Annotated in this window: 20 protein-coding genes; 12 read left to right on the forward strand and 8 right to left on the reverse strand. The window is 71.6% G+C overall.

Annotated features, from left to right (window positions below):
* Window positions 1-109 precede the first annotated feature (109 nt).
* Together OG587_RS14375 and OG587_RS14380 are read left to right on the forward strand one after the other, a co-directional pair.
* Window positions 110-2,992, forward strand: a complete 2,883-nt coding sequence (locus OG587_RS14375; RefSeq protein ID WP_329090494.1) for a glycosyltransferase family 2 protein — start codon at window positions 110-112, stop codon at window positions 2,990-2,992.
* Complete coding sequence (locus OG587_RS14380; RefSeq protein WP_329090495.1) at window positions 2,989-4,404, forward strand: DUF5719 family protein; 1,416 nt, start codon at window positions 2,989-2,991, stop codon at window positions 4,402-4,404. The genes OG587_RS14375 and OG587_RS14380 overlap by 4 nt, the downstream gene beginning before the upstream one ends.
* 173 nt (window positions 4,405-4,577) lie before the next feature.
* Here the strand turns inward: OG587_RS14380 and OG587_RS14385 are convergent, their stop codons facing one another.
* A complete protein-coding gene (locus OG587_RS14385) occupies window positions 4,578-5,033 on the reverse strand; it encodes a metallopeptidase family protein (protein ID WP_329090497.1) in 456 nt (151 codons plus the stop codon).
* 342 nt (window positions 5,034-5,375) lie between these two features.
* On the opposite strand from OG587_RS14385, the gene OG587_RS14390 reads away from it, so the two are divergent.
* Genes OG587_RS14390 through OG587_RS14410 form a run of 5 tightly spaced genes read left to right on the forward strand, consistent with a single transcriptional unit; the run spans window position 5,376 to window position 9,406 of the window.
* Window positions 5,376-5,744, forward strand: coding sequence for a DUF3499 domain-containing protein (locus OG587_RS14390; protein ID WP_329090499.1), 369 nt, complete (start codon window positions 5,376-5,378; stop codon window positions 5,742-5,744).
* A gap of 48 nt (window positions 5,745-5,792) precedes the next feature.
* The gene (locus OG587_RS14395; RefSeq protein WP_329090500.1) at window positions 5,793-7,148 is read left to right on the forward strand and encodes a phosphomannomutase/phosphoglucomutase; all 1,356 of its coding nucleotides are present in this window, start codon (window positions 5,793-5,795) and stop codon (window positions 7,146-7,148) included.
* Between the two features lie 4 nt (window positions 7,149-7,152).
* The gene (locus OG587_RS14400; RefSeq protein ID WP_012888128.1) at window positions 7,153-7,326 is read left to right on the forward strand and encodes a Trm112 family protein; all 174 of its coding nucleotides are present in this window, start codon (window positions 7,153-7,155) and stop codon (window positions 7,324-7,326) included.
* Window positions 7,323-8,429, forward strand: a complete 1,107-nt coding sequence (locus OG587_RS14405) for an SIS domain-containing protein (protein WP_329090504.1) — start codon at window positions 7,323-7,325, stop codon at window positions 8,427-8,429. The genes OG587_RS14400 and OG587_RS14405 overlap by 4 nt, the downstream gene beginning before the upstream one ends.
* A 47-nt stretch (window positions 8,430-8,476) precedes the next feature.
* Window positions 8,477-9,406 (forward strand): cation diffusion facilitator family transporter, encoded by a 930-nt coding sequence (locus OG587_RS14410; RefSeq protein WP_329090506.1) that lies wholly within the window; start codon window positions 8,477-8,479, stop codon window positions 9,404-9,406.
* A gap of 166 nt (window positions 9,407-9,572) precedes the next feature.
* Here OG587_RS14410 and OG587_RS14415 read toward each other — a convergent pair whose 3' ends face one another.
* Genes OG587_RS14415 through OG587_RS14425 form a run of 3 tightly spaced genes read right to left on the reverse strand, consistent with a single transcriptional unit; the run spans window position 9,573 to window position 11,870 of the window.
* Window positions 9,573-10,211, reverse strand: coding sequence for a response regulator transcription factor (locus tag OG587_RS14415; protein ID WP_329093859.1), 639 nt, complete (start codon window positions 10,209-10,211; stop codon window positions 9,573-9,575).
* 26 nt (window positions 10,212-10,237) lie between these two features.
* Window positions 10,238-11,494, reverse strand: coding sequence for a sensor histidine kinase (locus tag OG587_RS14420; RefSeq protein ID WP_329090507.1), 1,257 nt, complete (start codon window positions 11,492-11,494; stop codon window positions 10,238-10,240).
* A 34-nt stretch (window positions 11,495-11,528) separates the two neighbouring features.
* Window positions 11,529-11,870, reverse strand: a complete 342-nt coding sequence (locus OG587_RS14425; protein ID WP_329090509.1) for a MerR family DNA-binding transcriptional regulator — start codon at window positions 11,868-11,870, stop codon at window positions 11,529-11,531.
* Window positions 11,871-12,092: 222 nt separating this feature from the next.
* On the opposite strand from OG587_RS14425, the gene ahcY reads away from it, so the two are divergent.
* Window positions 12,093-13,520 carry an adenosylhomocysteinase gene (gene ahcY / locus OG587_RS14430; RefSeq protein WP_329090511.1) on the forward strand — a complete coding sequence of 476 codons (1,428 nt, stop codon included), beginning with the start codon at window positions 12,093-12,095 and terminating at the stop codon, window positions 13,518-13,520.
* Window positions 13,521-13,621: 101 nt separating this feature from the next.
* Window positions 13,622-14,881, forward strand: a complete 1,260-nt coding sequence (locus OG587_RS14435; protein ID WP_329090513.1) for an adenosylhomocysteinase — start codon at window positions 13,622-13,624, stop codon at window positions 14,879-14,881.
* Window positions 14,882-14,972: 91 nt separating this feature from the next.
* Here the strand turns inward: OG587_RS14435 and OG587_RS14440 are convergent, their stop codons facing one another.
* Complete coding sequence (locus tag OG587_RS14440; RefSeq protein WP_329090514.1) at window positions 14,973-15,611, reverse strand: DUF305 domain-containing protein; 639 nt, start codon at window positions 15,609-15,611, stop codon at window positions 14,973-14,975.
* 181 nt (window positions 15,612-15,792) lie between these two features.
* On the opposite strand from OG587_RS14440, the gene OG587_RS14445 reads away from it, so the two are divergent.
* Window positions 15,793-17,229: an LVIVD repeat-containing protein gene (locus OG587_RS14445; RefSeq protein ID WP_329090516.1), complete on the forward strand. Its 1,437-nt coding sequence runs from the start codon at window positions 15,793-15,795 to the stop codon at window positions 17,227-17,229.
* 284 nt (window positions 17,230-17,513) lie between these two features.
* The gene (locus tag OG587_RS14450; protein ID WP_443075577.1) at window positions 17,514-18,902 is read left to right on the forward strand and encodes an LVIVD repeat-containing protein; all 1,389 of its coding nucleotides are present in this window, start codon (window positions 17,514-17,516) and stop codon (window positions 18,900-18,902) included.
* Window positions 18,903-19,102: 200 nt separating this feature from the next.
* Here the strand turns inward: OG587_RS14450 and OG587_RS14455 are convergent, their stop codons facing one another.
* Window positions 19,103-20,284, reverse strand: coding sequence for an RDD family protein (locus OG587_RS14455; RefSeq protein ID WP_329090518.1), 1,182 nt, complete (start codon window positions 20,282-20,284; stop codon window positions 19,103-19,105).
* Window positions 20,285-20,321: 37 nt separating this feature from the next.
* On the opposite strand from OG587_RS14455, the gene OG587_RS14460 reads away from it, so the two are divergent.
* Window positions 20,322-21,317, forward strand: a complete 996-nt coding sequence (locus OG587_RS14460) for a stage II sporulation protein M (RefSeq protein WP_329090520.1) — start codon at window positions 20,322-20,324, stop codon at window positions 21,315-21,317.
* A 238-nt stretch (window positions 21,318-21,555) separates the two neighbouring features.
* Here the strand turns inward: OG587_RS14460 and OG587_RS14465 are convergent, their stop codons facing one another.
* Together OG587_RS14465 and OG587_RS14470 are read right to left on the reverse strand one after the other, a co-directional pair.
* The gene (locus OG587_RS14465; protein ID WP_329090521.1) at window positions 21,556-22,929 is read right to left on the reverse strand and encodes a DUF58 domain-containing protein; all 1,374 of its coding nucleotides are present in this window, start codon (window positions 22,927-22,929) and stop codon (window positions 21,556-21,558) included.
* A 2-nt stretch (window positions 22,930-22,931) separates the two neighbouring features.
* Entirely contained in the window at window positions 22,932-23,855 is a 924-nt protein-coding gene (locus OG587_RS14470) for an AAA family ATPase (RefSeq protein ID WP_329093862.1), read from the reverse strand.
* Between the last annotated feature and the right edge of the window lie 87 nt (window positions 23,856-23,942).

A 23,942-nucleotide genomic window follows, 5' to 3' on the forward strand; every position in this document is an offset into this window, starting at 1 on the left:
CGGTCGCGTGACCCTTTTTTCATGCCCGCGACCAGGTGTAAGACATAGTCAGACAGAGGGTGCCGTATCGTTATCGCGCCGATCACCACCACTCCTGAACACGGGACGTATGTCCATCACCGACCCCCCGCACCCCCAGCGCCCCCACCACACCGTCACCGCGATCGTCGTCTCCCACGACGGCTCCCGCTGGCTGAGGGAGACCCTGGAAGCCCTGCTCAGGCAGACCCGCCCGGTGGACCGGGTCGTCGGGGTCGACAACGGCAGCAGGGACGGCAGCGCCGCGCTGCTGACCGAGGCCCTCGGCTCCAGGGCGGTGCTCACCCTGCCGCGCTCGACCGGTTTCGGCGAGGCCGTCACCGAGGTCCTCGACCGGCTCGGCCCCGGCGGTGGCCGGGAGTGGATCTGGCTGCTGCACGACGACTGCGCCCCGGACGTCCACGCCCTGCGGATCCTGCTCGAGGCCGCCGACGAGGATCCCAGGACGGCGGTGCTCGGCCCCAAGCTCCGCGACTGGCTCGACCGGAGGCTCCTGCTGGAGGTCGGCGTCACCGTCGACCGCACCGGCCGTAGGGACACCGGCCTGGAGGCCCGCGAGTTCGACCAGGGGCAGTACGACGGGACCAGGGACGTGCTCTCCGTCTCCACCGCGGGCATGCTGATCCGCAGGGACGTCTGGGACGAGATCGGCGGGCTCGATCCCGCCCTGCCGCTGTTCCGTGACGACCTCGACCTGTGCTGGCGCGTCAGGACCGCCGGGTACCGCGTGCAGAACGTCACCCGGGCGATCGCCTGGCACGCCGAGGCCGCCACCCGGCGGCGGCGCCGCATCACCGCCAGCGGGGACCACCCCCGCCGCCTGGACCGCCGCAACGCCCTCTTCGTCGTCATGGCGAACCTGCCCCTGCGCCCGCTGCTGTGGGCGCTGGTGCGCAACGCGGTCGGGTCGCTCTTCCGCACGGTGCTGTTCCTCGTGGCCAAACAGCCCGCCAACGCGCTGGACGAGTTCCTCGCGTTCGGCTCGGTGTTCGGCCATCCCATCCGGATGATCAAGGCCCGGCGGGCGCGGGCCAAGGGCCGCAGGCAGGGGTACGCGGCGGTCAGCCGGCTCCTCACCCCGCCGGGCGCCGGTTACCGGCGGCTCGTCGACAGGGCCCAGAACTACCTGGCAGGGGGCGGGTTCGTGGAGTCCGCCGGACGCCACCACGCGCTGGCCGCCGAGCCGCACGCGCAGGAGGACGGCGAGGAGCTGCTCACCGACGCCGGGGTGATGCAGCAGGTCTTCGGCAACCCCGGCGTCCTGCTCTTCCTGGCGCTCGCCCTGGTCACGCTGGTCGCCGAGCGCGCGGTGACCGGTGGCGCCAGGCTGGGCGGCGGCGCGCTCGTCCCGGTGATCGGCGGAGCCTCCGACCTGTGGGACCTCTATCGCGCGAGCTACCACCAGGTGGGCCTGGGCACCGACGCGTGGGCTCCGCCCTACGTGGCGGTGCTGGCCGTGCTCTCCACGGTGCTCTTCGGCAAGACGTGGCTCGCGGTGTCGCTGCTGCTGCTCGGCTGCGTGCCGCTGGCGGGGGTCTCCGCGTACGTGGCCACCCGGTCGATGGTCCCCGGCCGCTGGACCAGGGTCTGGCTGGCCTCCTCGTACGCCCTCCTGCCGGTCGCCACCGGCGCGGTCGCCGCGGGGCGGCTCGGTACCGCGGTGGTCTTCGTGCTGCTGCCCGTCTACGCGGCGCTCGCCACCACCGTGCTCGCCGGGGAGCGCCGCCGCGCCCGCCGCGCGGCCTGGGGTCTGGGACTCCTCCTCGCCGTCGGCACGGCCTTCGCCCCGCTGGTCTACCCGCTGACCGCGATCCTCGGCGCGCTGGCCGCGCTGGCCTTCCCGCGCCGGGGCGTCGCGGTCTCGATGCTCGTGGCGTTCGCCGTCCCCGTGGCCCTGCTGTTCCCCTGGCTGGCCCAGGTGGTCGCCGACCCTGGGCAGCTCCTGCTGGAGGCCGGGCTGCACCAGCCCGCACTGGTCGACCCCGCGCTGCCCGCCGGGTCGCTGCTGCTGCTCAGCCCCGGCGGTCCCGGCATGCCGCCGCTCTGGGTGACCGGCGGCCTCCTCGCCGCCTGCCTGCTCGCGCTGCTGATGCGCCGTAACCGGATGGTCATCGCGGTCGGCTGGGGCGTCGCGCTCTTCGGCGTGCTGGTGGCGATCCTGGTCAGCAGGACCACCGTCACCTCGATCAACGGCGACGTCGAGGCCCCCGCCTGGCCGGGGGTGCCGCTGGCCTTCGCAGCCACCGGCATGCTCGTGGTGGCCGCGCTCACCGCCGACAGGGTCGTGGAGTTCCGGGCGGCGGGGGGACTGCGCAGGCTCGCCGCGTTCGGCGTCGTGCTGGTCGCGTTCTCCACGCCGTTGCTCGCGGCGGGCATGTGGATCGTCAAGGGTGTGGACGGCCCGCTCCGCGGGACCGTACGCGATGTCGTGCCCGCCCTCGCCGCGGACAACTCCGCGGGCGGCGAGCGGACCCTGCTGCTGCGCGCCTCGCCGGGCGGCCTGCTCTTCACCGTGCTGCGCGGGCGCACCCCGGTGGTCGGCGAGGCCGACATCCCCGTCCCCGACGGTCCCAGGGAGCTGGTCCGCGTCGCCGCGGCCGGGCTGGTGTCCGGCAGGGGCGGTGACGACGCCCGGGTCCTCGCCGCCCACGGCGTTCGGTTCGTCGTGGTCACCGCGCCCGTCGATCCGGAGATCAGCCACGCGCTCGACTCGCAGCCCTCGCTGGCGAGGATGAGCCTGTCGCGCGCGGTCGGCGTCTGGCGGCTGACCCAGCCGATCGCCCTTCCCGCCACCCCGCCCGGTGACCCCTGGCACGGCCGCTGGCTCTGGGCCCAGGCCGTGCTGGTGCTGATCGTCTCGGTCCTGGCCGCGCCGGGCTCGCGCACCGAGTCCGACGAGTCCGCCGTCCCCCAGGACCTGCCCGAAACCCGCAGAGAGCTGGCCGCCCGGTGAAATCCCTGATCGAGAACCGGTTCAGCCTGCTGGTGCTGGTCCTGGTGGCCCTGCTCGCCCTGTACGGGGTGGCCTACGCCACTCAGCCGCAGGCCGTCGCCACCCCCGCGCCGGGGTTCGAGAAGGTGCCCGTCGCCTCGGTGACGGCCGTCTGCCCGGCGCCCGGCGACACCTCCGTCGGCGTGGTCGCCCCGCCCGGCAGCCGGGAGCCGGGCTCCGCGACGCTCGTCACCGGAGACAAGACCCTCGCCACCGTCGACGTCCCCGGCCGTCTCTGGCACGACGGGGTACCGGCCTCGTCGCCGCCCCTCGTCGTCGCGGCCACCGGGAGCATGGCCGCCGGTCTGGAGGTGGCGCAGACCCGCAGGGAGAAGTCGGGCGAGCAGTGGGGGTTGGCCGGGACGCGCTGCACCGAGCCGGTGGCGAGCACCTGGCTGATCGGGCCGGGACCGGCCGCGGCGGACGTCACGCTGTACCTGACCAACGCCGATCCCGCCCCGGCCATCGCGGAGATCATGGTCTACACGGGCGAGGGCCCGGTGTTCGACGACACCGGCGGCGTGTTCACCCTCAAGCCGGGCCAGAGCCGCTCGATCAAGGTCCTGGATCTCGCGCCCTCGGCGCTCGCCTTGGCGATCCAGGTCCGTACCAGCTCGGGGCGGGTCACCGCCGCGGCACGGGCGATCATGAACGACGGGCGCGGCGTGGACTGGCTGCCGGTCTCCGCCGCCCCCGCCACCCGCGTCGTCGTACCGGGCATCCCCGGCGGCGGCGGGAAGCGCGAGCTGCTCGTCGCCTCCGCCGAGGAGTTCGACACGCTGGTGGAGATCAAGGCGCTCACCCCCGACGGGACGTACGCGCTCCAGGGCCGCGAGCTCGTCGAGGTGCCCGGGGGGTCCGTCGCCACCCTCGACCTGTCCACCGGGATCGGCGGCGAGCCGTCCGCGCTGGTGCTCACCTCGGACACCCCGATCGTCGCCGGGCTCGTCGCCACCGGCACCGGTTCGAAGACCGACGTGGCCTTCACCGCGGGGGCGGCCCCCATCGACCTGGGCAGCGTCGTCGCCGACAACCGTGCGGGCGGCAAGGTGAGTTCCCGGCTGCTGCTGACCGCGCCGGACGCGGCGGGCACGGTGAGCGTGCAGGTGGTTTCGCGCGATGGCGAGCCGCGCGAGCCGTTCCAGGTGGAGATCTCCGCCGCCCGGACCAAGCAGATCACGCTCAAGAAGGTGGACGGGCCCTTCGCGGTGGTCGTACAGCCGCTGCCCGGCTCGGGGCCGGTCTACGGCGGACGCGTCATGGACGAGCGGCTCAAGGGCGGGCTGGCGCTGACCGTGCAGCCGCTGGCCCCCGCTCGAATGTGGGCCCTGGTCCCGCCGATCGCCGAGTCCGCCGCGACCGTTCTGCCCTGAACCGTTCTGCCCTGAACCGTTCTGCCCTGAACGTTCTGCACTGAACGTTCTGCACTGAACCGTTCCGCACTGAGAACTGAGAGATGGCGGGACCGTCGCGGTCGCCTCGGGGCGCGGCGGACCGGCCGCGGCCTCTGGAGGCGGCGGGGGCGTGGTCCTGCCGGGGCGGCGGGTCAGTCGTGGTCGTCGAAGCCGGGGTCGACCGACTCGGGGGAGAGCCCGAACAGGCCCGCGACCTGCTCGACCACCGCCTCGTGCACCATCGCGCCCAGGTGGTCGCGGTCGCGGGCCCTGCTCTCCAGGGGACGACGGTAGATGATCACGACGGCCGGGCGGGTCCCCGCGGCGGGCTCCGCCCGTCCGAACGGGATGGGCTCGCCGGTGAGCAGCCCGGGGCCGTCGCCCAGCTCGCTGATCGGCGGGACCTCCTCGACCGCGAACTCCACGGCGGACAGTTGCTTGGCCCACCGGGGCTTGAGCCGGTCGACGGCGTCCAGGACGAGATCGTCGAACCGCTCGCTGCGGGCCTTGGCGATCGGCACGTGTGAGGGCGCCAGCGGGCCGCGCAGGCCGCGACCATGTCTGTCGCGCCTGCGGGGAGGACGGGGTCTGCCGGGTGCCGGGCTCACGGCCCCAGCTTAGACGTGACCCGGACGAGGGCGGGAGGGCCGGTGACCGTAGCGCGGGCGGGCGGGAGGTGTGACGGCAGGTGCGTGGGTGAGGGGAGATGCCACGGGGAGGCGTGCGAGCGCGAGGGGCCGCAGGGGAGGGGGCGTGCGGAGGGGCCGCCCGGGGGCGTGCGGCAGGGGGCGGCGCCGTGGCGGGTGCGTGGATGCGGGGAGGCGTGCGGACAGGGGGTGTAAGCCGTACAGGCGGGTGGAAGCCGGGACACGTGTCCGAATTGTGGCGACACGCTCGTTAAGAGCGCTCAGATAGTGGCGCCCCGGACGCTTACCGGATACGGTCCCACCGTGAGCCCCGTCCGCCGCTGTTCCCGCACCGCGTGCAGTCAGCCTGCCGTTTTCACGCTCACGTACGTCTACGCCGATTCGACCGCTGTTCTCGGGCCCTTGGCGACGTACGCCGAGCCGCACTGTTACGACCTGTGTGCCGAGCACGCCGAGCGGCTCACCGCCCCCCGAGGCTGGGAGGTGGTCCGCCTGCCGACCGACGGCGCACCGCCGAGCACGGACGACCTGGAGGCCCTCGCCAACGCGGTCCGCGAGGCGGCCAGGCCCGCGCCGAGCGGCGGCACCGAGCCGGTCGGCCAGGGGGTCGAGGTCGGCCGCCGGGGTCATCTGCGAGTGCTCCGCTCCGCTCAGCCCCAGCGCGACCGCTGACCCTACTAGGCTGGGGGTCACGAACACGACGCAAAGGGTGGAGCTGGAGTGGGCGACCTCGCCAAGATCTTCAAGGCGTACGACGTTCGTGGCGTCGTGCCGGACGAGCTCGACGAGGAGACCGCCGAGGCGGTCGGCGTGGCCTTCGCGGAGATGACCGGGGCCGAGACCGCCGTCGTGGCACACGACATGCGTGAGTCGTCGGTGCCCCTGGCCGCGGCCTTCACCCGGGGGGCGACCTCGCGGGGGGCCGACGTGATCAACGCGGGCCTGGGCTCCACCGACCTGCTCTACTACGCGAGCGGCAGCCTCGGCCTGCCCGGGGTGATGTTCACCGCCAGCCACAATCCGGCCCGCTACAACGGCATGAAGATGTGCAGGGCGGGCGCCGTGCCGATCGGCGACGCCACCGGGCTCGTCGAGATCCGCGACCGGGCCGCCGCGATCCTGGCCTCGGGCACCCTCGGCGGCGCGGGGGGCGGGACGGTCTCCGAGCGTGACCTGCTGCGCGGCTACGCCGACCACCTGCGCACCCTGGTCGACCTGTCCGGCATCCGGCCGCTGCGGGTCGTGGTCGACGCGGGCAACGGGATGGGCGGGCACACGGTCCCGACGGTGTTCGAGGGCCTGCCCGTCGAGCTGACCGCCCTCTACTTCGAGCTCGACGGCACCTTCCCCAACCACGAGGCCAACCCCATCGAGCCCGACAACCTGCGCGACCTGCAGAAGACCGTGCTCAACGTGGGCGCCGACATCGGGCTGGCCTTCGACGGGGACGCCGACCGCTGCTGGGTCGTCGACGAGCGCGGCGAGTCCGTCTCGCCGTCCACGATCACCGCGCTGGTCGCGGTCCGCGAGCTGGGCAGGCACCCCGGAGCCTCGATCATCCACAACCTGATCACCTCCAGGGGCGTCCCGGAGATCGTCGCCGAACACGGCGGACGCCCGATCCGCACCCGCGTGGGGCACTCGTTCATCAAGGCCGAGATGGCCGGGACCGGCGCCGTCTTCGGCGGCGAGCACTCCGCCCACTACTACTTCAAGGACTTCTGGTTCGCCGACTCCGGCATGCTGGCCGCGCTGCACGTGCTGGCCGCGCTGGGCGAGCAGGAGAAGCCGCTCTCGGACATCCTCGCCGAATACACTCGCTACGCGGCCTCGGGGGAGATCAACAGCACGGTCGCCGACCAGGGCGCGGCGACGGAGCGGGTCCGGGAGATCTTCGCCGCCCGTGACGGCGTCACCTTCGACGAGCTGGACGGCCTGACCGTCTCCGGCCCCGGATGGTGGTTCAACCTCCGTCCGTCCAACACAGAGCCGCTGCTCAGGCTGAACGCCGAGGCGGCCGACGAGATTCAGATGGCAGCGATCAGGGACGAGGTCCTTGCTGTCGTGAGGAGCTGAACGAGTGAAGATCGACGACTGGCTGCTGGAGATCCTGGCCTGTCCCAACTGCAAGTCCCCCCTACGAGCCGAGCCCGAGGTGGACGAGCTGTCCTGCACCTCCGCCTCGTGCGGTCTGGTCTACCCGGTCCGGGACGACATCCCGGTCCTGCTGGTCGACGAGGCCCGGAAGTCGTGAACTGGGAGCCCGATCGGCTCGATGACCAGAAACGGCCGACCGAGGGCGACCCGGCGGGCATGCTGCGGGCGGTGGCCGACTCGGCCGCGCAGGTCCGCACCTCCCGCAGGGCCGCCCTGGAGTCGGGCCTGTCCTCGCTCGCCGGATACGGCCGGCCCCGGGCGGTCGTGGTCGCCGGCATGGGCGGTTCGGGCATCGCCGGTGACATCCTCAACGTGGTGTGCGGCCACGGTGCCCCGCTGCCGATCGTGACCGTCAGGTCGCACCGGCTGCCCGGCTGGATCGGCGCGACCGACCTGGTGATCGCGGTGTCGCACTCGGGCAGGACCGAGGAGACGCTCGCGGTGGCCGCCGAGGCCGTACGCCGGGGCTGCCGCCTGCTCGCCGTCGGCGGGCCCGACTCGCCGCTCCACGCGATCGCCAGGCAGGCGGGAGCGCTGTTCGTGCCCGTCGCGGGTGGCGGGCAGGCGCGCGACGCGGTGTGGGCGCTGTCGGTCCCGCTGGTCGTCGCCGCCGCCGAGCTCGGCCTGGTCGAGATCGGCGAGGAGGTGTTCGAGGAGGTGGCCAAGCGCCTGGAGGACCTCGCCCACCGCTGCCGCCCGGCGAGCGAGTCATTCATCAACCCGGGCAAGTCACTCGCCATGGAGCTCGCCGAGACCGTGCCGATGATCTGGGGGTCCTCCCCGCTGGCGGCCGTCGCGGCCCGCCGGTGGGCCGGTCGGCTCAATACGAGCGGCAGGTATCCGGCGATGTGGGGAGAGCTTCCCGAGGCCGGTCACGACCAGGTGGGCGCCCTCGACGGCCCGCTCGCCCAGCGCGACATCTTCGCCGACGAGAGCGGCAGGTCGCTCCGGCTGTTCGTACTGCGTGACGTGGAGGAGCACCCCCGGGTCGCCCGGCAGCGGGAGGTGTCGGTGCGGCTGGCGGAGGATCGCGGCGTTCCGGTCACGCAGATCACCGCGGAGGGGACGCACCCGCTGGAGCGGCTCGCCACGTTGATCGCGCTCGGGGATTTCGCGAGTACGTACCTCGCTCTCGGGTACGGGATCGACCCGGCCACCGTGTCGGCGATCACAGAACTCAGGGCAAGGGTTTCGCAATAGGATCCTTGTCTCGTCTTTCCCGATTAACGAGCTGAGCGGAGGCTGCCGTGAGCGCGGGCGGCGGTACTAAGGCAATCATCGCGGCGTTGGCGGCCAACCTGGCGATCGCCGTGGCCAAATTCGTGGCGTTTCTCTTCACGGGTTCGTCATCGATGATCGCCGAGTCGGTCCACTCGGTGGCCGACTCGGGCAACCAGGCGCTGCTGCTCCTGGGAGGCAAGCGCGCGCAGCGGGCACGCACGCCACAGCACCCCTTCGGGTACGGCCGGGAGCGCTACTTCTACGCGTTCGTGGTGGCGGTGGTGCTGTTCACCATCGGCGCGGTGTTCTCGCTTTACGAGGGCATTCACAAGCTCTCCGCCAAAGAGGAGCTGTCGAACCCCGCGTGGGCCTTCGGTGTGCTGATCTTCGCGATCATCGCCGAGTCGTTCTCGTTCAGGACGGCGATCATCGAGTCCAACCGCGTCCGGGGCAACCAGTCGTGGGTGCAGTTCATCCGCCGCTCCAAGTCGCCCGAGCTGCCGGTCATCGTGCTCGAGGACCTGGGCGCGCTGCTCGGCCTGATCTTCGCGCTCTTCGGCGTGACCATGGCCGTGGTGACCGAGAACCCCGTCTGGGACGGGATCGGCACCATCATGATCGGTGTCCTGCTCGCGGTGATCGCGGTCGTCCTGGCGATCGAGACCAAGTCGCTGCTGATCGGCGAGGGCGCGGGGCCCGAGGTCGAGACCCGCATCGCGGACGCCCTGGAGAGCGCGCCCGAGGTGACCCGGGTCATCCACATGCGCACGCTCCACCTGGGCCCCGAGGAGATCCTGGTCGCCGCCAAGATCGCGGTGGACCACGACGACACGGCCGCCGACGTGGCCCGCGGCATCGACGAGGCCGAGCAGCGCATCCGCGCGGCCGTCCCCGAGGCCCGCGTCATCTACCTGGAGCCCGACCTCGACAGGAGCAGCGTCAACGGCGCCGTCTGACCCCCGGGCGGATCGCCCGGACTTCACGGGAGGGCCCCGGCGGCACGCGCCGCCGGGGCCCTCCCGCGTCCGGCCGGAGGGTCGTACGAGGTCGCGCGACACCGTACGGGACCTGTGTGCAGCCGGACGGGGGCCGGGCGCGTGGTCCCGCGGGACGTGGGACGGCTCAGGCGTGTGGGACGACCAGGCCCGACTCGTAGGCGTGGATCACCGCCTGGGTGCGGTCGCGCAGGCCCAGCTTGGCCAGCAGCCGGGCCACGTGGGTCTTCACCGTGTGCTCGGTGACCACGAGGTGTGCCGCGATCTCGGCGTTGGACAGCCCTCTGGCGACCAGGCGCAGCACCTCGGCCTCGCGCGGGGTCAGCGGGCTGCCGGTCGGCACCGGCCGCCGCTGCCGGGAGAACTCCGAGATCAGCCGTCTGGTGATCCTGGGGGCGAGCAGCGCGTCGCCGCGCGCCACGATCCTGACCGCCTCGGCCAGGTCGTTCGCCCGGACGTCCTTGAGCAGGAACCCGCTCGCTCCCGCGGTGAGCGCGTCGTACACGTAGTCGTCCAGGTCGAACGTGGTGATGATGATCACCCTGGTCGCCTCGGTCTCCAGGATTCGGCGGGTCGCCTCGATCCCGTCCATCTCCGGCATCCGGATGTCGAGGAGGGCGACGTGCGGGTGGGTCTCGCGCGCCAGCCGTACGGCCCGTTCCCCGTCGGGGGCGGTGCCCGCGACGGTGAGGTCGGGCTGCGCGTCGATCACCGCCGCGAATCCGCGCAGCACGATCGGCTGGTCGTCGGCGATCAGCACCCGGATCGGGGGCTCTCCCCTCGCCGAGGGCGTCACCGCAGCGGAAGCCCGGCACGGACCAGGAAGCCGCCGTTCGGCCCCGGGCCGGCCCCGAACCAGCCGCCGACGGACAGGGCGCGCTCGCGCATGCCGACCAGGCCGTGCCCGCCCGGAGTGTCCCCCGAGGGGCCGGGACCGTCGTCGGCGATCCGCAACACCAGCAGGGCAGGACGGTAGGTCAGCTCGATCGACACCCGGGCACCGGGCGCGTGCACCCGGGCGTTGGTCAGCGCCTCCTGGACGATCCGGTAGGCCGAGACCTCCACGGCCTGGGGCACCGGCACCTTCTCGCCGATCACGTCGAGGTCCACCTCGCCGTCGTGCCACTCGACCAGTTCCGGGAGTCGCGCCAGCCCCGGCTGCGGCGCGGTCTCCGGGGCGGCCGTGACGTCCGCGCGCAGCACGCCGAGCAGGCGGCGCATCTCGGTGAGCGTGCCGCGCGCCGAGGCGGCGATGTCGGCGAACTCCTGCCTGGCCTGGTCGTCCAGGTTCTTGAGGGTGTAGGGCGCGGTCTCCGCCTGGACGGCGATCATCGAGACCGAGTGGGCCACGATGTCGTGCATCTCCCGCGCGATCCTGGCCCGCTCGGCCGTCGTCGCCTGTTCCCCGACCCTTTCCAGGTTGTCCGCCCGTATCTCCACGAGCTCCGTACGGCTCAGGTGCAGGTTGGACAGGAGAGTCAGGGAGCCGACCAGGGCCGCTCCCAGCAGGACGAAGGGGCTCACCGTGCCCGCGCCGGCGTACCAGCCGGCGGCCAGGAGCAGGAGCGTGGTCGATCCGCCGACGATCCACGCCGTGCCGTGGCCCAGCTGCCTGACGATCGTGTAGAAGCACAGCAGGCCGGCCGCGTACGCCGCGACCGGCATGTCGCCAGGCCCGATCCCGCCGACGAGCAGGCCCGCGGCGCCGACGAGCACGAGGGCGGACGACAGCCTCGGCGTGATCCGGCGGGCCATGAGCGGCACCGTCGCCAGGATGCCCATGACGACCCGGACCGCCGGGTCGTGCACCCACGACGTCAACGTCGCGGCCCCCGCGCCGATCTCGGCCCCCGGTGTCTCTTCGAGAGAGAAGAACCGTTCGAGAAGCTCAACCCCCAATGTCTCCTCGAGGGAGAAGAGCTGCACGAGAAGCAGGACGCTGAGAACGCCGGCCGCCGCGATGTCCATGAGCAGGAGCCCGGTGGCGACCGGCGGCTTCAGGTTCCGCGCGAACCGTTCTTCCGGAGGCGGCGAGGTGGTCAGATCCATGAGGGAATTGTCGTGATCCGCGAAGCCGTTGTCGTCACTCCTGGGAGCGACGTCGGAGCAGGCGCAGCGCCTTCTCCTTCTCGAAGTCCAGCGCCCTGCGGGGTGCCTGCAGGCGGCCGATCCGCAGCCCCAGGTCCCGTACGGCCTGCGCGACCGCGGGCTCGCTCAGCGTCCGCAGCGCGAAGGCCAGCTCGGCGGGGGAGATGTCGAACCGCTTCTCCAGCTCGACGCCCTGGGCGACGGCCGAGAGCTCGTCGGGGCCGAACCGCCGGTGCGCGCCCTGGTTCCTGATCGGAGGGAGCAGCCCGAGCGCCTCGCGGTAGCGGAGCATCCGGGGGGACATGCCCAGCTTCCTGGCGGCCTCGGTGATCCGCATCGGTGACCTCTTTCCAGCGGTTTTCCAGGAAGCCTTACATTCTTGTGTCAGGTTACCCGTTCAGAAGGTGCGCGGAGTCGTTCCGGCCGCCTAAACTCGCAGGCGTCGACTGTTCCGGTGGAGCGGCGGGCCCGGCCCCAGAGCGAAGCACGATCGCGAGACGAGCGCGACGGGCGAGGGTGTGAGGCGAACGCCGCCCATCAACCAGAGGGGTAACCACACATGGACTTCAAGGTCGCCGACCTTTCTCTTGCGGCCTTCGGCCGCAGGGAGATCCAGCTCGCCGAGCACGAGATGCCGGGCCTGATGGCCATCCGCAGGGAGTACGCCGCGGCTCAGCCGCTGGCCGGCGCGAAGATCATGGGCTCGCTGCACATGACCATCCAGACCGCCGTGCTCATCGAGACCCTGGTCGCGCTCGGCGCCGAGGTCCGCTGGGTGAGCTGCAACATCTTCTCCACCCAGGACCACGCCGCCGCCGCCGTGGTCGTCGGCCCCGAGGGCACCGAGGAGAACCCCCAGGGCGTCCCGGTCTTCGCCTGGAAGGGCGAGACCCTGGAGGAGTACTGGTGGTGCACCGAGCAGGCTCTGACGTGGCCCGGTGACGACGGCCCCAACATGATCCTCGACGACGGCGGCGACGCCACCATGCTCGTCCACAAGGGCAGCGAGTACGAGAAGGCCGGCGCCGTGCCCAGCACCGGCGAGAACGACCCGGAGGAGTGGGGCGTCGTCCTCGACCTGCTCCGCCGTACGGTCACCGACGAGGGCCGCTGGACCCGGGTCGCCTCGCGCATCAAGGGCGTCACCGAGGAGACCACCACCGGCGTGCACCGCCTGTACGAGATGTTCAAGACCGGCACGCTGCTCTTCCCGGCGATCAACGTCAACGACTCGGTGACCAAGTCCAAGTTCGACAACAAGTACGGCTGCCGCCACTCGGTGATCGACGGCCTCAACCGCGCCACCGACGTGCTGATCGGCGGCAAGGTCGCGGTCATCGCCGGATACGGCGACGTCGGCAAGGGCTGCGCCGAGGCGCTCAAGGGCCAGGGCGCCCGCGTCATCGTCACCGAGATCGACCCGATCTGCGCGCTCCAGGCCGCCATGGACGGCTTCCAGGTCACCACCCTGGAGGAGGTCGTCGGCATCGCCGACATCTTCGTCACGACGACCGGCAACTTCGACATCATCACGGCCGACCACATGGCCCAGATGAAGCACAACGCGATCGTGTCCAACATCGGTCACTTCGACAACGAGATCGACATGACCGGCCTGGCGCGGATTCCGGGCATCGAGAAGACCGAGGTCAAGCCGCAGGTCCACACCTGGCGCTTTCCCGACGGCAAGCAGATCATCGTGCTCGCCGAGGGCCGCCTGATGAACCTGGGCTGCGCCACCGGTCACCCCTCGTTCGTCATGTCCAACTCCTTCACCAACCAGGTGATCGCGCAGATCGAGCTGTTCACCAAGACCGACGACTACCCGGTCGGCGTCTACGTGCTGCCCAAGCACCTGGACGAGAAGGTCGCGCGCCTCCACCTCGACGCCCTGGGCGTGAAGCTCACCACGCTCACCAAGGCCCAGGCCGAATACATCGGCGTGGACGTCGAGGGCCCCTACAAGTCCGACCACTACCGTTACTGATACCGGCGGTCGAGTTCCACCGGCCCCCGCGGCTTCGCGGGGGCCTTCGGGCGATTCCGGGGTTCGGGCAGACAGAGGTTCGGGCAGAACTGGGGAGATACGTGAACAGCGCCGACAGCGCCGCCGACCCGTTGGTGGCCTCGGGGGAGCTGAGGATCGGGTGGGCGGCGCGGGCGATGCCGGTGCTCACCGCCCTCGGTGAGCGGTTCGCCGCCGAGCGGCCCTTCGAAGGGCTGCGGATCGCCGCGTGCCTGCACGTCACCGCCGAGACCGCCGTGCTCATGGGCACCCTCAAGGCGGGCGGGGCCGAGATCGCCCTGGCCGCGTCGAACCCCCTGTCCACCCAGGACGACGTCGCCGAGGCGCTCCGTGACTACGGCGTCGTCGTGCACGCGCGGGCCGGGGTGACCATGGACGCCTACTACCGCCACATCCACCAGGCGCTCGACATCGTCCCGGACATCGTCCTGGACGACGGCTGCGACCTCGTCAACATCCTGCACACCGAGCGGACCGAGCTGCTGGAGACGGTCTCCGGGGGGTGCGAGGAGACCACCACCGGGATCATCAGGCTCCGGCAGATGGCCGCGGAGAAGGCCCTCAGGTTCCCCGTGGTGGCGGTCAACGACACGCGGACCAAGCGGATGTTCGACAACCGCTACGGCACCGGCCAGTCGACCATGGACGGGATCATGCGCGCCACGAACACCCTGCTCGCGGGCAAGACCGTGGTGGTCGCCGGATTCGGCTACTGCGGCCGGGGCGTCGCCGAGCGGGCCAGGGGCCTGGGGGCGCGGGTCGTGGTGACCGAGATCGACCCGGTCAAGGCGCTGGACGCCTCGCTGCAGGGCTACGACGTACGGTCGATGGCGGCCGCGGCCCGCGCCGGGGACGTGTTCGTCACGGTCACCGGCAACCGCGACGTGATCAGGGGCGAGCACCTGGCGGAGATGAAGGACGGCGCGATCCTGGCCAACGCCGGGCACTTCGACGTCGAGATCGACGTCCGCGCCCTGGACGACCTGGCGCACGCCGTCCACCGGGGGGTGCGCCCCAACACCGACGAGTACGTCCTCGCCGACGGCCGCAGGCTCCTGCTGCTCGCCGAGGGCCGCCTGGTGAACCTGACCGCCGCCGAGGGGCATCCCGCCGCCGTCATGGACATGTCCTTCTCCGCGCAGGTGCTCTCGGTGGCGTGGCTGGTCCGCGAGCGGGCACGGCTGGAGCCGGGGGTCTACGACGTGCCGGGGGAGGTCGACGTGGAGGTGGCGCGGCTCAAGCTGGCCGCGGCCGGGATCGAGATGGACGAGCTCACCTCCGAGCAGGAGGAATATCTCCACTCGTGGCGGCTCGGCTCGTAGTCGGGCTCCACGCCGCGGGCGCCCGTACGGGGAACGCCCGTCGTTCACGGCCCTGAAGCGTCGTTCATGGTCCTGGGGCCGGAGAGGGCCGTCAGAGCTCGGCCTGCATCTCCTGCATCCTGCGGATCTCGGCGCTCTGGGTGGCCGAGACGTCGTTGGCCAGCTCCTCGATCCGCTGGTGCGAGCCGGAGACGAGGACCTGCTCGGACATCGTGAGCGCGCCCCTGTGGTGCGCGGTCATGAGCTGGAGGAAGAGCCGGTCGAAGTCCTTGCCGGAGGCGGCCTTGAGCGCCTCCATCTGCTCGGGCGAGGCCATGCCGGGCATGCCGTCGTGCTCGGCGTGGTGTTCGGGAGCCTGCATGCCCTGCTGCTGGAGCCAGGAGACCATGAACTGGATCTCCGGCGCCTGCGAGTCCTTGATGCGCGAGGCCAGGCTCTTCAGCCTGACGTGCTCGGCCCTGGTCGGGGCGAGGGAGGCCATGTCGAGGGCCTGCCGGTGGTGGACGACCATGTTCTGGACGTACGTCACGTCGGCCGCGTTGGCGGTGGGCGAGGGCACGAGTGTGGCGGCCTCGCTCGGGCCGACGGTCCTGGCGACCTCACCCGGCCTGCCCGGCACGATCACCGGTGCCGACGCCTGGGGTGACGGAGCCGGCTTGGGCTCCGAGCTGCACGCGCTGCACGCGCTGAGAGCCAGGGCGGCGATCACGGCGATGAGCGCGACGCGCACCCGGCCTCCTTGATGAATGTCCAGTAGCGAAAGACCGTAACCCCTGGTGGGCCGGTCCGTAAAGACCGCACACCGGTAACAGTTGCTGACACTGTGACGGCTTGCCTGACGACCGTACAGCATGAACCATTTAACCGTTTATGCACCTTTTATTGGGTGCATGTGTCAAGGAGGTTCACGAGTGTCCACCCCCCTCAGGAAGGGCCTGACCGGCCGCTTCCTGTTCGTGGCCGGGGTCGCCGTCGCGACGGCGCTTGCCGCGTTCCCCGCGCAGGCAGCCGACATCCCGGCACCCGGTGAGATCGCCAAGAGCGCGAACATCGAACATGTTCTCAACGTGGTCAAGCCGGCCGCACTGACGGACATCAACACCGACATGGCGTTCCAGGACGACTACGCCTACGTCGGCAACTACAGCGGCTTCTCGATCTACGACATCAAGAAGCCCAGCAGGACCTCTCTGGTCAGCTCGGTCGTCTGCCCCGGTGGGCAGATGGACCTGGCGGTCTACGGCGACCTTCTCTTCGCCGCCGTCGACTCGTCGCGCAACAACGACTCCTGCAGCAGCGTCGGCCAGAGCGCGGCGAACAAGGATTCGTGGGAAGGCGTCCGGATCTTCGACGTCAAGGACAAGAAGAACCCCAAGTACGTCAAGTCCGTCGAGACCAACTGCGGCTCGCACACGCTGACCCTGGTCCCGGGCAAGGGCAGGGACCGCAGGAACGTCTACGTGTACGTCTCCTCCTACAGCCCGAGCGCGTCGTTCCCCGACTGCCAGCCGCCGCACGACAAGATCTCGATCATCAAGGTTCCGCTGCGCGACCCGGCGTCCGCCGCGGTCGCCGCCACGCCGGTCCTGTTCCCCGGCGGCGGCAACCCGGGTGAGACCCTGCCCTACCCCTACCGCACCTCGGCGACGAGCGGTTGCCACGACATCACCGCGTACCCGGAGAAGGACATCGCCGCCGGAGCCTGCATGGGCGAGGGCATCCTGATGGACATCTCCAACCCGGTCGAGCCGAAGGTCACCGCCACGGTCCGTGACGACGAGAACTTCGCGTTCTGGCACTCGGCGACGTTCAACAACGAGGGCACCAAGGTGATCTTCACCGACGAGCTCGGCGGCGGCACCTCGGCCACCTGCAACGAGGCGATCGGCCCGAACCGCGGCGCCAACGCCTACTACGACATCGAGGGCGGCCAGTTCGCCTTCAAGAGCTACTTCAAGATCGCTCGCCACCAGGCCGACACCGAGAACTGCGTCGCGCACAACGGCTCGCTGATCCCGGTCAAGGGCAAGGACATCATGGTCCAGGCCTGGTACCAGGGCGGCATCTCGGTCGTCGACTTCACCGACTCCACCAAGCCGCAGGAGATCGCGTTCTTCGAGCGCGGCCCCGACAACACCGCCCCCGCGCTCAGCGGCGGCTTCTGGTCCGCGTACTACTACGACGGCCACATCTACGGCAGCGACTTCAACCTCGGCCTCGACGTCCTGAAGATCAACGATCGGCGTACGGACAAGGCCGAGAAGGTCAAGTTCGGCACCCTGAACGCGCAGACCCAGGCGTCCTACCGTGAGAACGGCCACGGTCACGACCACGGCCACGATCACTGATCTCTGACGGCGGTCATGGCCGTTGACCTCTGACAACGACCACGGCCACCAGTGAGGGAAGGCCACCGGGCGCTCGCCGAGCGCCCGGTGGCCTTCGTGCGTGAGGGCCGGGAACGCCCGGAAGGATCACGTAAGGGACATCGACCGTAAACTTTTCCGGGGCCTTAGTAAAGAGATCGCCTCATATTTTATTGTGACAAAGTCATGCTCCGTCGGTCCGGCTGTCAGGAGGGACGATTTGCTAATTTATGCATGCCTTATGTCCGCTCCAAGGAGGCACCCGAGTGTTCGCTCCCCGAAGGACCGTCCGGGCGTTGGTAGTGGCGGCCACGGCCGCCGCGATGCTGATGTCCACGGTCTCGGCCCAGGCCGCCGACATTCCCCCGCCCGGCGAGGTCGTCACCAGCCCCAACGTGACGCACGTGGGCACCCTGCCCAAGCTCCCCGGCCTTGAGGCCACCACCAACAGCGACATCGCCTTCCAAGGTGACTACGCTTACGTTGGCAACTACGGCGGCTTCTCGATCTACGACATCAGGAACCCGAGGCGCGCCAAGCTCGTCAGCGGAGTCCTGTGCCCCGGCTCCCAGATGGACGTGTCGGTCTACGGCGACCTGCTGTTCGCCGCGGTCGACAACTCCCGCAGCGACGACTCCTGCAACAGCGTCGCCCAGCCGGCCGACGTCAAGGAGTCGTGGGAAGGCGTCCGGATCTTCGACATCAGCGACAAGAAGAACCCCAAGTACATCAAGTCGGTCGAGACCAACTGCGGCTCCCACACGCTGACACTCGTCCCCGGCAAGTCGAGGGACCGGCGCAACGTCTACCTCTACGTCTCCTCCTACAACCCGAGCGCGGTGTTCCCCGACTGCCAGCCGCCGCACGACAAGATCTCGGTCATCAAGGTGCCGCTGCGCACCCCGACCGACGCGGCCGTGGTCAAGACGCCGGTCGTCTTCCCCGACGGCGGCAACGAGACGCAGCCGGGCCTGCTGCTGCCGACCAGCGGCTGCCACGACATCACCGTCTACGCGGAGAAGGACATCGCGGCCGGAGCCTGCATGGGTGACGGCGTCCTGTTCGACATCTCCGACCGGGAGAACCCGGTGATCACCGCGCGGACCACCGACCCGAACTTCGCGTTCTGGCACTCGGCGACGTTCAACAACAAGGGCAACAAGGTCGTCTTCACCGACGAGCTCGGCGGTGGCGGCGCGGCCACCTGCAACGAGGCCACCGGCCCGAACCGCGGCGCCAACGCCTACTACGACATCGTCCGCGGCAAGCTGGTCTTCAAGGGCTACTTCAAGATCGGTCGTCACCAGGCCGACACCGAGAACTGCGTCGCGCACAACGGCTCGCTGATCCCGGTCAAGGGCAAGGACATCATGGTCCAGGCCTGGTACCAGGGCGGCGTCTCCTTCGTGGACTTCACCGACTCGTCCCGTCCGAAGGAGATCGGCTTCTTCGAGCGCGGTCCCGAGCCCACCGGCGGAGGCGGCGGCATCTGGTCCGCGTACTACTACAACGGCTACATCTACGCCAGCGACTTCCGCAGGGGGCTGGACGTTCTCAAGATCGACGACCGCCGCACCGACCCGGCCAAGGGCGTCCGCCTGGACCGGCTGAACGTGCAGACCCAGGCCTCCTACGGGGAGCACGGCCACCACTGACCGTCCGGCGCGGCCATTCCCCCAGGGGGACGAGGTCACCCATGAGGAACTGAGGAAAGGGGCGGCGGGCCTTCCCACCGCCCCTTTTCGCGTTCCCCGCCCGATGGTTCACGTTCCCGCGCGACGCGCCACCGACGCCGGACCCGTACGGCGTGCCCGTCCGCGTACGGCGTGCGGCGGGAGGCGTGCGGGGCGGGAGGTCAGGCGGGAGGGACGAACCCGCCGGGCGTGGGGTCGGGCTCCCGCGCGGGGGGCCGGACCGCGGGCGGCGGGGGCGGAGGTGCCGGATGCGGCGGTCCAGCCGGGGGAGGGAGGGGGATCCGCGGCTGCGCCGGTTGGTAGGCGGGCCGCGGGTGGGGCTGAGACACCGATCCGGGAGGCGCGTACGGGGCGGGAGGGTACGGCTGACCTCCGGGGGCCGGAGGCGCGTACGGCCCGCCTGTGGCCCCAGGGTGCGCGTACGGTGGCGGCGCGGCCGGGTGGGGCTGAAACGACGGCGCGTGAGCCGGGTGGGGCTGGAACGACGGGGACGGCTGGGGCGGCGGGGGTGGGGCGTGGCCGGGCCACTGCTGACCGGATCGCCACTGATCGGCCCCCTGCGGGCCTGTCCACTGCCGGGCCGGCCGGTGCGCGCCGGTTTGCTGGGCCAGGCGCGCCTGCTCGCGGCGGCGGCGCTCGGCCAGGACGGCGGTCAGGTAGGCGAACGGCGGCACACCGGGCGGTGCGGGCGGGGACACGAAGGCCGACATCTCGGTGGCGATGCGCACGCCCATCTCGTGCTGGACGGCGGGGGTCAGGTCGTGCCAGCGCATGAGGTACTGCCTCGCGGTGGCCGCGACCTGCTCGGGCAGCCGCGACAGCTCCAGCGTCGCCGCCCACGGGGCGAGCATCGGCGGCATGTCCAGCGGCGGCCCGTACTGTCGCGGGGCGCGTTCGGAGATCACGATGGTGCCGGAGAAGATGTCGCCGAGCCGCTTGCCCTTCTCCGAGATGAGCGAGCTGATCAGCGCGGGGGCGCCGCTGAGCATCCAGAACTCCAGGACCCCCGCCAGCCCGCGGAACAGGGCCTGCCGGAACCGCTCGGGGCCGCCGTCGTCGCTGACGACCCGGAGCCCCAGCGCGAGCTTGCCCAGGCTGCGCCCGCGCGTGAGCGTCTCGAAGGCCACCGGGTAGCCGACGACCACGAGCACGGTGAGCACGATGTAGACCATCGTGGTCAGCGCCGGATCGTTCAGGAATCCCAGGCTGCCGACCAGCAGGGAGGCGCCCAGCAGCGTCACGACCTGGAGCGTCATGTCGATCAGCAGCGCCGCGGCCCTGCTCGGGAGCTGGGCGACGCGGACCTCGACGACCACGGCCTCGCCGGTTACGACATCGGACACAATCAGCACCCTACCTTCGACTGGATAGGCTGCCCGCGTGGACATCGACGCCTTCGTCACCGCGCACCGGCCCGCCTGGGACCGCCTCGAGGACCTGGTCCGGCGGCGCGGCTCGCTGGACGGCGCCGAGGTCGACGAACTGGTCGACCTCTACCAGCGGGTGGCCACGCACCTGTCCCTCGTCCGCTCGGCCTCCGCCGACCCGATCCTGGTGGGCCGCCTGTCGGCGCTCGTCGCCCGCGCCCGCTCCGCCGTGACCGGGGCGCACACCCCGGCCTGGCGGGAGTTCGTCCGCTTCTTCACGGTCTCCTTCCCGGTGGTCGCCTACCGGGCCCGCCGGTGGTGGCTGGCCACGAGCGTCGCGTTCCTGCTGGTCTCCACGGTCGTCGCGGTCTGGGTGGGGGAGAATCCCGACGTCCAGGCGGCGATAGCCACCCCCGAGCAGATCACCCAGCTCGTCGACCACGACTTCGCCGACTACTACTCGGAGAACCCGGCGACCTCCTTCGCCGGGCAGGTCTGGGTCAACAACGCCTGGGTCTCGATGCAGGTCATCATGATGTCCATCCTGCTCGGCCTGCCGATCCCTTACGTCCTGTGGGAGAACGCGTTCAACGTGGCCGTCTCCGCCGGGCTGATGGCCTCGCGCGGCAAGCTCGACATCTTCTTCGGGCTGATCACCCCGCACGGCCTGCTGGAGCTGACCGCGGTGTTCCTCGCCGCGGCCGTCGGCATGCGCCTCGGCTGGACGGTCGTCGACCCCGGCCCGCGCAGGCGTGTCGAGGCCCTGGCCGAGCAGGGCAGGGCCGTGATGAGCGTGGCCCTCGGCCTGGTCGTGGTGCTGCTCGTATCCGGGCTGATCGAGGGCCTGGTCACCCCCTCGGGGTTGCCCACCTGGGCGCGGATCGGGATCGGGGTGGTCGCGGAGGTCGCCTTCCTCGCCTACGTGATCTTCTTCGGCCGCCGGGCCGTGGCCGCGGGAGAGAGCGGCGACGTGGAGCGCGCCCCCGACCAGGCCCCCAGCGCGGGCTGAGCCCCCACCTGGCGCCCCACCAGGGACCTCGCCCCCGTCACCGGCTGAGCGTCTCCCGGATCCCGTTCCCGTCACCGGCTGGGCGCCCTCCGGATTCCGTATTCCATTCCCGTCATGGGCTGAGCGCCCCCTGGATGCCGTTCCCGTCATCGGCTGGGCGCCCCTGATCTCGGTCCCGTCACCGGCTGGGCGCCCCGTGCCCTTTTGTGGGTGTCCGGACGCCCGCCGGGAGGCCGCCTCAGAGCCGGCCGGCCGCCTTCAGCGCCAGGTAGGCGTCGGCCAGGGCCGGGGCGATCTGCTCGGGGGCGGTGTCCACGACCTCCACGCCCTGGCGGCGCAGCAGTGCGGTGATCCTGCGCCGTCCCGCGCTGAGGTGCTCGGCCGCCGCCGCGCCGTAGACCAGCTCGGAGGTGCCGCGCCCGGCGGCCATCTCGGCCACCTGCGGGTCGGAGACGGCGGCCAGGAGCACCAGGTGCCGCGAGGAGAGGCGGGGAAGGACCGGCAGAAGACCCTCCTCCAGCGCCGCCGGGTTGAGGTCGGTCAGCACGACGACCAGGCAGCGCCGCCTGGCCCGCGACATGACGGCCGCGACCATCCCCGCCGAGTCGGCCTCGACCAGCTCGGCCTCGATCGGGGCCATGGTGTTGACCAGCGACGACAGCAGCTCCGTACGGCCGGTGCCGGACACCCAGGCGCGCACTCCCCGGTCGTGGGCCATGAAGTCGACCCGGTCGCCCGCGCGGGAGGCCAGGGCGGCCAGCAGCAGCGCCGCGTCCATCGACCAGTCGAGGCGGGGCCAGCCGGGCACGATCCGCGACCCCGCGACCCCGCCGGTCCCGCCGGTCATGGGCACCTCTCCCGCCAGCGGGATCGGCGCGGTGCCCACCCGTCCGGCCGAGGTACGGCCGGTGTCGAGCACGATCAGCACCCGCCGGTCGCGCTCGGGCCGCCAGGTGCGGACCACGACGTCGTCGCGGCGCGCGGTGGCCCGCCAGTCGATCGAACGGACGTCGTCGCCGACCACGTACTCCCGCAGCGAGTCGAACTCGGTGCCCTGCCCCCGGATCATCGACGGGTGCCGGCCCTCCAGCTCCCTGAGCCTGGACAGCTTGGCGGGCAGGTGCTTGCGGCTGAGGAAGGGCGGCAGCACCCTGACCGACCAGGGCACCCGGTGCGAGCCCTGGCGGGCCGCCATGCCCAGCGGGCCCAGCGTCCGCACCGTCACCGTGACCGCCTCGCGGTCGCCCCTGCGGGTGGGGGTGAGCGTCGTGACCAGCCGGCGGCGCTCCCCGGGGGGTACGTCCAGCGGCAGGTGCCGGGGCGTGGCACCCGCGGAGGGCGGCCAGGCGTCCCTGAGCACGCCGCGCGCCCGGCGGGGGCCGGGGTTCTCCACGATCAGCTCGACCGCGACCGACTCGCCGAGCCGTACCAGCCGCTCGCCCGAGCGGGTGAAGCGCAGCGGGCGCACGCTCCCGGCCAGCAGCAGGTCGACCGCGACCAGCGCCACGATGAGCAGCGCGACCCCGGCCACGGCCGGCCCCGGCCGGGGGGCGAACAGCACGACCAGGGTGCCCAGCAGCGCCAGCAGCGCGGCCCGTCCTGTCAGCGCCATCGTCAGCGGGGGACGGGGACGGAGGCGAGGATGGCGTCGATGAGGCCGTCGGCGGTCGCGCCCTCCAGCTCGGCCTCGGGACGTATCTGGATCCGGTGCCGCATCGCGGGCCTGGCCAGCGCCTTGACGTCGTCGGGCGTCACGTAGGCGCGGCCGGACAGCCACGCCCAGGCCCGCGCCCCGGCCAGCAGCGCGGTGGCGCCGCGCGGGGAGACGCCGAGCTGGAGCGAGGGCGACTGGCGGGTGGCCCTGGCGATGTCCACGATGTAGCCGAGCACCTCGGGGCCCACGTGCACCTGGCTGACCGCCGCGCGTCCCGCGGCGAGGTCGGCGGCGGTGGCCACGGCCCTGATGTGCGACAGGTCGCGCGGGTCGAAGCCGAGCGCGTGCCGCTCCAGCACCGCGATCTCCTGGTCGCGGGGCGGCAGCGGGACGGTCAGCTTGAGCAGGAACCGGTCGAGCTGCGCCTCGGGCAACTGGTAGGTGCCCTCGTACTCGACGGGGTTCTGGGTGGCGGCCACGATGAACGGGTCGGGCAGCGCGCGCGCCGACCCCTCCACGCTCACCTGGCGCTCCTCCATCGCCTCCAGCAGCGCGGCCTGCGTCTTCGGGGGCGTGCGGTTGACCTCGTCGGCGAGCAGGAGGTTGGTGAAGACCGGCCCCTCGCGGAACTCGAACTCCGACGTCTTCGCGTCGTAGATCAGTGAGCCGGTGATGTCGCCCGGCATGAGGTCGGGGGTGAACTGCACCCGCTTGAAGTCGAGCGAGAGCGCCGCCGACAGTGTCCTGACGAGCAGGGTCTTGGCGACGCCGGGCACGCCTTCGAGCAGCACGTGGCCCCGGCAGAGCAGCGCGATCACCAGCCCGGTGACCACGGCGTCCTGGCCGACGACCGCCTTGGAGACCTCGGCGCGCAGGGCTCCCAGCGCCTCCCTGGCGCGGTCCGCGCTCTGCGCGGCGGGTACGGCGGATGCGCCGGGCGCGGTCCTGACGACGGAGGTCGCCTCGGTGAG

The sequence above is a fragment of the Streptosporangium sp. NBC_01469 genome, from assembly GCF_036227305.1.
Taxonomy (GTDB): Bacteria; Actinomycetota; Actinomycetes; order Streptosporangiales; family Streptosporangiaceae; genus Streptosporangium.